A 7,702-nucleotide genomic window follows, 5' to 3' on the forward strand; every position below is an offset into this window, starting at 1 on the left:
TCCAGCGCAGGAATGCTCAGGAGAAGACATCAATTGTCCTCAACGGGAGCTCTCAACGCAGCACATAATGTCCAGACAGACCACTATCACTCCCAACCACCGCCGAGCGCCTGAAACAGATCAATCTGCCGATCAACAAGTTCGATCCGAGCGGATGACAGGTGTGCCTGCGCGTCGGCGTAATTTGCTTGCGCGTTAAGGACGTCGAGAAATGGCGTGCGGCCGAAGCGTTGCAGCGTCTCGGCATCGCTGCTTGCCTTGCCAGCGGAGGTCGCAGCCCGGTCCAGGTCTTCGAGGCGCTCACGCGTTCGCCTATAGGCCGACAGGGCGGTCTCAGTCTGTTTCAATGCGAGCAGAACCGTTCCGTCGAACGCACCGAGCGCAGCACGGGATTCTGCGCCAGCCTGCATGATACGGGCGCGGGCCAAGACCCGGTTAGGAAAGGACCATGAGACCAGTGGACCGACGCTCAAACCGAACGACGACAACGTCAGGGCGTGAGTGATCGACGTGGTGCTCCCCACCGAGCCGCCAAGGCTGACCTGGGGATAGAGATCGGCTTCGGCGACGCCGATGCCGGCCGTCGCTGCGGCGAAAAGGCGTTCTGCCTTTCTGATGTCGGGGCGACGCCTCAATAGCGCGGCTCCGTCGCCAACCGGCAGCGGCAGGGCAAGCGACGGAATAGTAGTGCATGCCTCCAGATCGCGCGGATAGTCCGATGGAATGCGCCCCATGACGGCGGTCAATGCGAATAACGCTGTTTTCTGATCAGCGAGGATGTCTGGAATGGCTGCTTCGCTGGCGAATGTTGCCGTTCGCGCGCGTTCACTATCAAAGCGCGTGCCGCGTCCCTCGCTGGCCATACGCAACGCGACATCAAGTGTCGCGCGTTGCACTGCAACAACGTGTCTCGCGGCGGCCAGCGCTACGCCATCAGCACAAACGCGAGCATAATTACGCGTGACAGTGGCAACTACGATCACACGCACCTGGTCGCGTGCTGCCTGCGCCGTCTCTGACTGATCGTGAGCCTCTTCGATTGCGCGACGGATGCCGCCCGCCAGATCGAGAGGATAACTGACGTTCATACCCAACGCGTAGCTGAAAGGCGCTGGCAGAAACCGGGTCGGACCTCCGATCCGCGAGCCAGTAGTTTGCCCACTGAGATCCGTAGTTACGGTGCGTGCTGCCTTTGCTTCGTGTACAAGCGCGTCAGCTCTCCCGAGATTGGCCTCTGCGGTGCGAAGATCAGTGTTTGCAGTCAGTGCCTCGGCGACGAAGGCATCGAGCCGGGCATCCTTATAGAGACGCCACCAATGCGGTGGCAGCGGCGCCGGGACCACGCCATTGTTCCTGCCGCCAAGGAGCGCTTGCGTCACTCCAGGGCGATTGGCAATGGCCTCGTCGGGAACGCGATAATCCGGCCCAGCAACGCAGCCCGTCATCAGAAGCGCCATACATAGGGCAAAAACAGATCTCACAGGTGCCTCCCAACCACGCTCAAGGGTGTAGAGGGCAGGATTTCCACCGTCGCTGTTCGTCCTGCGATCAGCTTCGTGCCCGCTGGTACGCGGTCTATGTGCAGACGGACAGGAATGCGTTGAGCGAGCCGCACCCATGAGAATGTTGGTACGACTTTGGGCAGAAGATTTCCGGTGTTGTCGCGCTGGTCGTCGGCGATTGCGGCGGCAATACTCTCGACATGACCGACGATATCGGCATCGTCTCCCATCAGATGGATGCGCGCGCGATCGCCGATGGAGACACTGCGCAGTTTGGTTTCTTCGAAATACCCTTCCACGCGCAATGTCTCGGCGTCCACCAGTGCCATGGCTTGGACGCCAACGGCCAGATAATCACCAGGATGAAGGTCGAGATTGGTGACGGTGCCCCCGACTGTTGCACGGATTTCAGTGCGCTGCATGTCAATCTGGGCCACGTCGCGGTCAGCGAGTGCGCGCGTCAGCGCTGCCTCCGCCGTCCTGACCTTTGCGATGTTCTGCTCGTGAGCCTCCGTCGCGACGAGATCGCGTAAGGCCAAGTCGCGTCGTTCCTCCTTGCGCGCCAGATCGAGTTGCGCCCTTGCTTCCGTTATGGCGGCTTCTGCACGTCCGAGCGCCGCGGCCCGACGCGGTCGATCAAGGACGATCAGGAGTTGTCCAGGGCGCACCACCTGATTGTCATGGACCAGAACCTGAGTGATGAGACCGCCAATATCGGTCGAAACCCGTACGACGTCAGTCCGTACGTGGCCATCACGGGTCCAGGGCGTGTGCTGATTGCGTTCCCACAGATGAAGCGCGACGGCAGCGGCGATGACGACGAGCCCAAGCGTCAAGGCATGGCGCCCCAGAAAGGTGAGCAGGAATTTCATGGGAGGGATCCGATGGTGGAGAGACCCTGCGCGAGCAGGCTGAACAGAATGGTGAAGACGGCAAGTTCGACGAGCGGCCGGATAGAAAACACTCTCCACGCGCCGAGGACGGTGAGCAGACGTAGCAACGCAACGGTGGTTACCAAGGCGATGAAGGCGCCTCCCAACAAGCCGGGAACAAAGACGCCACTGATGCAGAGGTCCGGAATCATGCTCTGGCCTCGCTGTTTGGGACGGAAGAAAGCGCGAAACGCAGGTCGATGAGTGGATCAAGCAGGTGACGGTGCGTGCCCGTTTCGACGACAATGCGCGCGATCAGCTCTTCAACCTGCGTATTCAGTTCGTCGACCGATGGTGAACCTCTGTCGAAATGGTGCGCGAGATCGAGCAGCAGCATCTGGATGGCACTGAGGGGCTCACTTTCCAACTGGTCGAATTGCTCGCGAAGACGGCTCACTGCGTGACCGATGCGAAGGTCACGCACGATTATGTCGATCGTCTCCGTTGTCGGCCGCGCCGAAAGACTTAGACGGGGTCGCAGCAGGGCGATGCGATCGATTGTCAGATTGGTCCAGACGGCTTCGGCGGAAACCCTGCTTCGGACGCGATAGGCCGCGTCTCGGCGGCCGAGCCGCAGCAACCGGTTGATCGCGGTATCTGGGGAGACGGTCTGGAACAACGTCATAGTTGCCGCTGCGAACCCGACCCCCATCAACAGCGCGATGCTACTATTGATGGCCTCAGCGAAGTCTCCGCCATAAACAGGACCCAACCCGACGAGGATCGGGACAGTCAGCGTGATGCCAAGCGCCATGAAGGTGGTCGACGGCCGAGCCTGCAACGATCCTCCGAATAGAAGCGCCGGTGCGAGGACCGCGATCAACACCCAGAACTCGAAGACACGCGGCAGGACGATAAAGCTGTAGATCAGGCTGATCGCGATACCATAGACCGAGCCAAGCATGTATTTTCGGACATACGGCACCGGTGCGTCCACATTGCCGAACAGGGCACACGTGACACCCAATACCGATACGGCCAGCCCTCCATCGGGCCACGCAGACCAAATCCAAAAAAAGCAACCGAGGAGGATTCCCAAAGCGGCACCCAGACCTGCCCGCGCCGCCATCATCGGATCGCGATGGAAGATATAGCCCGTCGTTTTCTCAGCGCCCTGAAATGACTCTGTTGCACACTCTGCTGCGCTGGCTTCGGCGCCGAGCCGTTCGATATCATGAAGGAGACCGACGAGCTCGGCGAGATGACGGGCTATGTTGGCGACAAGGCCATCGATCAAGGTGGCGTCATCGGCATGGTCGAGCGAACGGGCATTCTGGAACAATCTGTGCGCTTCTGTTCCGCGATCATTCGGCGTGTCCAGACTGATCCATCTGCGAACTCTGTATAAAAGCTGCGCTAGCTCCTCAGGCATTCCAGGCGCATGAATGAGGGAAATCCGTTCCTCAACATCGGCAAGGAGCAACAACAGGTGAGCCAGACGATCATGTAAAGCGCGCAACGTTAAGCGGCTTAGACGTGCTGTAATCGGATCATAAGGAAGGTGTGTCGCCAGTCCCCTGAGCGCGAGCAGGTCCAGAGCCATTCGGTAGCGATCATCGCGGCATGAGCTTTCCGAGATATTGTTCAATACGTCGCAGGCCAGTTTTCGGGCATCATGCAGCGTTGCTGTCAGCTTGGCCTGAAACTGGCCGGTCATCGGCCGGGGGACCACATAGCGATGGATCACCACAGCACACAGAATGCCCAGTGCGATCTCCTGTACGCGCACGATGGCGGTGTCGAAGACTGCGCCAGGCGCCGCAACTGCAGGAAAGCCGATCAGGCTGGTGGTGTATCCGGACAGCACGAAGGCATAAGAGCGCGGCGTGCGGTCGAGTAGCGACAGAAACAGACCGAGACCGATCCATCCTGCGAGCACCGCACTGCACACCACTGGCTCGTTGGCGAAGGTCGGAACGATTGTGACGGTCGCGAGCGCCCCGGCCAGAGTGCCCATCAGACGGTAGAGACCACGACTGAGCGAGGCGCCCCCCGTGGGTTGCGACACGAGATAAACGGTGACGATCGCCCAGGCAGGGCGCGGCAATCCAATGCGAAGAGCTATGAAATAAGCCAGCATCGCGGCAGCGAAACTCTTGGCGGAAAAGAGCAGTGCTTCACCGTCCGCCCTGAGGGTTGGGTTACGAAGCAGGGCGATGAGTTGCGGCAGAATCAACGCGGGTCTGATCCACCCGTCCTGCCAGAAGGGCCTGAATGTCATGCCTTGTTGATAATAAGTTGCAACAACTGGGTAAATTAGGTATCCAGACAATCAATCACTGAAAGCTGCCAATCCGATGTCGTACCGCTCCTCAGCTATCGCTTCCGTGGACCCGGACACTTCGGATGCAACCGCAATCGCCCACAGGCTCGATTTTGCTGATCATGCATCCGAAGTGCCGACGCACATCCATCGAAAAGGACAGCTGATTCTGGCATCTTATGGCGCCGTTACCTGCATCGCCGCTCAAAACGTATGGATCGTTCCCCCGAACTGTGGGATCTGGATTCCGGGCGGGGTGCCGCATAGTGCCCGGGCGACTGCGAACGCCCGGGTCGATTATCTCTTCGTTGAAAGTGGTGCGAGTAGCCTCCCCGATTATTGCTGTGCGCTGGAGATCACGCCGATGATCCGAACGATGATTGATCGTCTGGCTGCTGAGCCGAAAGATTATCTTCCAGATAGTCATGCCGCCCGACTGGCGCGCGTAATGCTCGACGAATTGGCCGACATGCCACGACAGGGTCTTAACCTGCCCGTATCAGAGCATACCAAAATTCGTGCCATTGCTGATGCCCTGACAGCCACGCCATCAGATCGCAGTACAGTGGCCGACTGGGCGCAACGTGTTGCGATGAGCGAACGATCTCTGGCCAGACTGATGGTTCAGGAAACCGGGTTGACATTTGGTCGGTGGCGACAACAGCTTCATCTTGTCGTCGCGCTCCGTGAACTGGCGAGTGGCACGAGCGTGCAGCGGGTCGCGGCCATACTCGGTTATGAGTCCGTCAATGCGTTTATTACGATGTTTCGAAAGGCTGTTGGCAGTACGCCCTCTCGGTATTTGCCTAGTGCAAACGGTCGCGAGCACTTTTCCTGATCGCAGGAGAACTGAATTTTGATCAGGTTGCCAGTCATATTTTGGATTTGCCCAAGCAAAGACTGCACTTACCAACCAAAACCATAAAGGCTTGTCTTTTAAGTCAAAAAACAGGCCTAAAGAAATCCCATTGATAGTTCCTCGATCCCGTTACCCAGAAATGACACATCCATCTATTAAGGATGCTTTGGCGGACTGATATCGGATATTCTGTTGTTCTCAGTTCAGGAGTAGAATCATGTTCACCCACGTGATGATTGGTAGCAATGACCTCGAACGGGCGAGAGCTTTCTATGACGCAACATTTGCCGCCTTAGGGGGCGGCCCTGGCGAAACGGATTCCAGAGGACGTCTCATCTACAGCCACAATGGGGGACGGTTGATGATCACAACGCCGATAAACGGAGAGCCCGCGACGGCTGCCAATGGCGGGACCATTGGCATTGCTGCCGCCAGTCCCAGCCATGTTGTTGCGTGGCATGACGCCGGTATCGCCCATGGCGGAACCAGCATAGAAAGCCCGCCCATTGAGCGCCCAAACGGAGCATTCGTTGCTTACCTTCGCGATCCAGATGGAAACAAGCTTACGGCTCGTACCCAGACCACCACCTAATTCACTGACCGTTAGGGTTAAGGGGCGTATGATCCGTATCGTTGATGAAGCTCGGCCAATTACTCAGCCGCTCATGGTGGGCATTATTGTGAGTTTTTCTGATACGCTTCTTCGTGGCGAACCGGCGTTAATGTCGTCACTTCGATGAAATAACCACCCTTCGTTCGCAAGTAGAAGGACCACGCGCCATGTGCGTTGCGTGGAGCCTGCACCTCCCAGCCATCGGCGCTTAGGCGCTCATAGAGAGCATCGACGTCCTGGCGAGACTTCTGGATGAAACCAATGTGCAGGATGTCGAATTGCCTGGGATAATCAAAGCCTTCGAGCTTGTTATCGAAATGATTGACGATCAGAACCAGCCCATCATTATCCTGCATGATGGCCATTTTGATCCCACGTACAACGAGAGTGCGCAGGCCAAAATACTGTTCGAACATCACGCGATCAGCCTCAGTATCATGGCTGTAGAGGTTAATATGGTTTAGCTTCATGACTGTGTCTTTCCGTTGGTGAGACGGACACGAGCCGATCGCAATCTGGACAGCAACGACCGACCACGGGCGAGGCCTATCCTCGTCGTGTCCGGCCATGGCCAAGAGCGGGTTTATTCGCTCAAGCGTGACTGTCTCTCCAGAGAGACCACAGGTTATCACCATACCTGCATCGCTGTCTTTTTAGGCAAAAACGACTTTGCTGACACCAGCAGCAGCGGTCAAGCACCATCTTCAGTTATGTCCGTTTTGTAGACGCCGATTGGACAACAGAAATGACCGACATGTAGGCGTAAGCCGCCGTTAACCGTTCGAGGTCCGGACTTACTCCCAGGGCCTCTTCCGTAAAAAAGAGTGTTTCTGATACGGTATTATGATGAAGCACCCGATCTTGCGCTGGCTCTTGCGCGTCTTACTCGCCATCGTGGCGCTGGTCTTTTTTTGTTTTCCTGGGGCTGCTGATTTACTTCTTCGCTGTTGTTGAGCCCCGTAATCAAGAGGCAGCACGACAAGCAGAAATTTTCCAACACCTGAAAGGGCCTGCGCGCAATCTCGCGATTTTTGATGCCGCTGCGTCTCTGATCGACGCACATTACTACGATCCGCATTTCTCGGGCATGGACTGGCCAAAGCTGCGCGCCGAAATGCGACGGAAGGCCGAGATGGCACCGAACAATTTCGAACTATACTGGTCAGTTCTGTACCAGCTGGCTCAGCTGTTCCCCGCGTCGCATATGGGTTTTACCGCGCCGTCTGCACGGCTACCCGCGTCCACCCAGTCAGCCCGGAAAACAAAAGCTACGTCGCCCACCCGGTGTGAGACAACTCTGGGGAGCAGTGGCCTCTGGTTAAGCGCGGTCCGCCGTCTTAACAGCCGGATTTTAATAATCGGTGAAATCGATCCCGGATCACCGGGAGGGATCGAAGAACCGTTGGTTGATGCGCCTGGCTCGTGATTTCAGGCTTTTGGCGATTTGATTGACGGTTTTTGGGGGAGCTTTTGATCTGCGTTTTGAGCAGATCGGGGACTGCTCTCCCGCTGGATGACTATGCGCTCGCGTTC

Annotated in this window: 8 protein-coding genes; 3 read left to right on the forward strand and 5 right to left on the reverse strand. The window is 57.5% G+C overall.

Annotated elements, in window-relative coordinates; translation table 11 throughout:
- Nucleotides 1–86: 86 nt before the first annotated feature.
- Genes KP705_RS13770 through KP705_RS13785 form a run of 4 tightly spaced genes read right to left on the reverse strand, consistent with a single transcriptional unit; the run spans nucleotide 87 to nucleotide 4,706 of the window.
- Complete coding sequence (locus KP705_RS13770; protein ID WP_235271851.1) at nucleotides 87–1,481, reverse strand: efflux transporter outer membrane subunit; 1,395 nt, start codon at nucleotides 1,479–1,481, stop codon at nucleotides 87–89.
- Nucleotides 1,478–2,374 carry an HlyD family secretion protein gene (locus tag KP705_RS13775; protein ID WP_015075070.1) on the reverse strand — a complete coding sequence of 299 codons (897 nt, stop codon included), beginning with the start codon at nucleotides 2,372–2,374 and terminating at the stop codon, nucleotides 1,478–1,480. The genes KP705_RS13770 and KP705_RS13775 overlap by 4 nt, the downstream gene beginning before the upstream one ends.
- The gene (locus tag KP705_RS13780; RefSeq protein ID WP_015075069.1) at nucleotides 2,371–2,586 is read right to left on the reverse strand and encodes a DUF1656 domain-containing protein; all 216 of its coding nucleotides are present in this window, start codon (nucleotides 2,584–2,586) and stop codon (nucleotides 2,371–2,373) included. The genes KP705_RS13775 and KP705_RS13780 overlap by 4 nt, the downstream gene beginning before the upstream one ends.
- Nucleotides 2,583–4,706: an FUSC family protein gene (locus tag KP705_RS13785; protein ID WP_249211443.1), complete on the reverse strand. Its 2,124-nt coding sequence runs from the start codon at nucleotides 4,704–4,706 to the stop codon at nucleotides 2,583–2,585. Before KP705_RS13785 ends, KP705_RS13780 begins: the two co-directional genes overlap by 4 nt.
- A 25-nt stretch (nucleotides 4,707–4,731) precedes the next feature.
- Between KP705_RS13785 and KP705_RS13790 the strand changes: the two genes are divergently transcribed.
- Both KP705_RS13790 and KP705_RS13795 read left to right on the forward strand, forming a co-directional pair.
- Nucleotides 4,732–5,535 carry a helix-turn-helix domain-containing protein gene (locus KP705_RS13790; RefSeq protein ID WP_016738679.1) on the forward strand — a complete coding sequence of 268 codons (804 nt, stop codon included), beginning with the start codon at nucleotides 4,732–4,734 and terminating at the stop codon, nucleotides 5,533–5,535.
- A gap of 238 nt (nucleotides 5,536–5,773) precedes the next feature.
- The gene (locus KP705_RS13795; RefSeq protein WP_215764664.1) at nucleotides 5,774–6,148 is read left to right on the forward strand and encodes a VOC family protein; all 375 of its coding nucleotides are present in this window, start codon (nucleotides 5,774–5,776) and stop codon (nucleotides 6,146–6,148) included.
- Between the two features lie 83 nt (nucleotides 6,149–6,231).
- On the opposite strand, the gene KP705_RS13800 is transcribed toward KP705_RS13795, so the two are convergent.
- Nucleotides 6,232–6,639 carry a VOC family protein gene (locus tag KP705_RS13800; RefSeq protein ID WP_016738681.1) on the reverse strand — a complete coding sequence of 136 codons (408 nt, stop codon included), beginning with the start codon at nucleotides 6,637–6,639 and terminating at the stop codon, nucleotides 6,232–6,234.
- A 557-nt stretch (nucleotides 6,640–7,196) separates the two neighbouring features.
- Here KP705_RS13800 and KP705_RS21435 point away from each other — a divergent pair.
- The gene (locus KP705_RS21435) at nucleotides 7,197–7,595 is read left to right on the forward strand and encodes a hypothetical protein (protein WP_374195570.1); all 399 of its coding nucleotides are present in this window, start codon (nucleotides 7,197–7,199) and stop codon (nucleotides 7,593–7,595) included.
- Nucleotides 7,596–7,702: the final 107 nt, after the last annotated feature.

This window comes from Gluconobacter sp. P1D12_c, from assembly GCF_018812105.1.
GTDB lineage: Bacteria > Pseudomonadota > Alphaproteobacteria > Acetobacterales > Acetobacteraceae > Gluconobacter > Gluconobacter oxydans_A.

What these genes read in the sequence shown, in the direction of transcription:
- KP705_RS13775 (WP_015075070.1), bottom strand. Translation starts at nt 2,374, where the DNA reads ATGAAATTCCTGCTCACCTTTCTGGGGCGCCATGCCTTGACGCTTGGG.
- KP705_RS13780 (WP_015075069.1), bottom strand. Translation starts at nt 2,586, where the DNA reads ATGATTCCGGACCTCTGCATCAGTGGCGTCTTTGTTCCCGGCTTGTTG.
- KP705_RS13790 (WP_016738679.1), top strand. Translation starts at nt 4,732, where the DNA reads ATGTCGTACCGCTCCTCAGCTATCGCTTCCGTGGACCCGGACACTTCG.
- KP705_RS13795 (WP_215764664.1), top strand. Translation starts at nt 5,774, where the DNA reads ATGTTCACCCACGTGATGATTGGTAGCAATGACCTCGAACGGGCGAGA.
- KP705_RS13800 (WP_016738681.1), bottom strand. Translation starts at nt 6,639, where the DNA reads ATGAAGCTAAACCATATTAACCTCTACAGCCATGATACTGAGGCTGAT.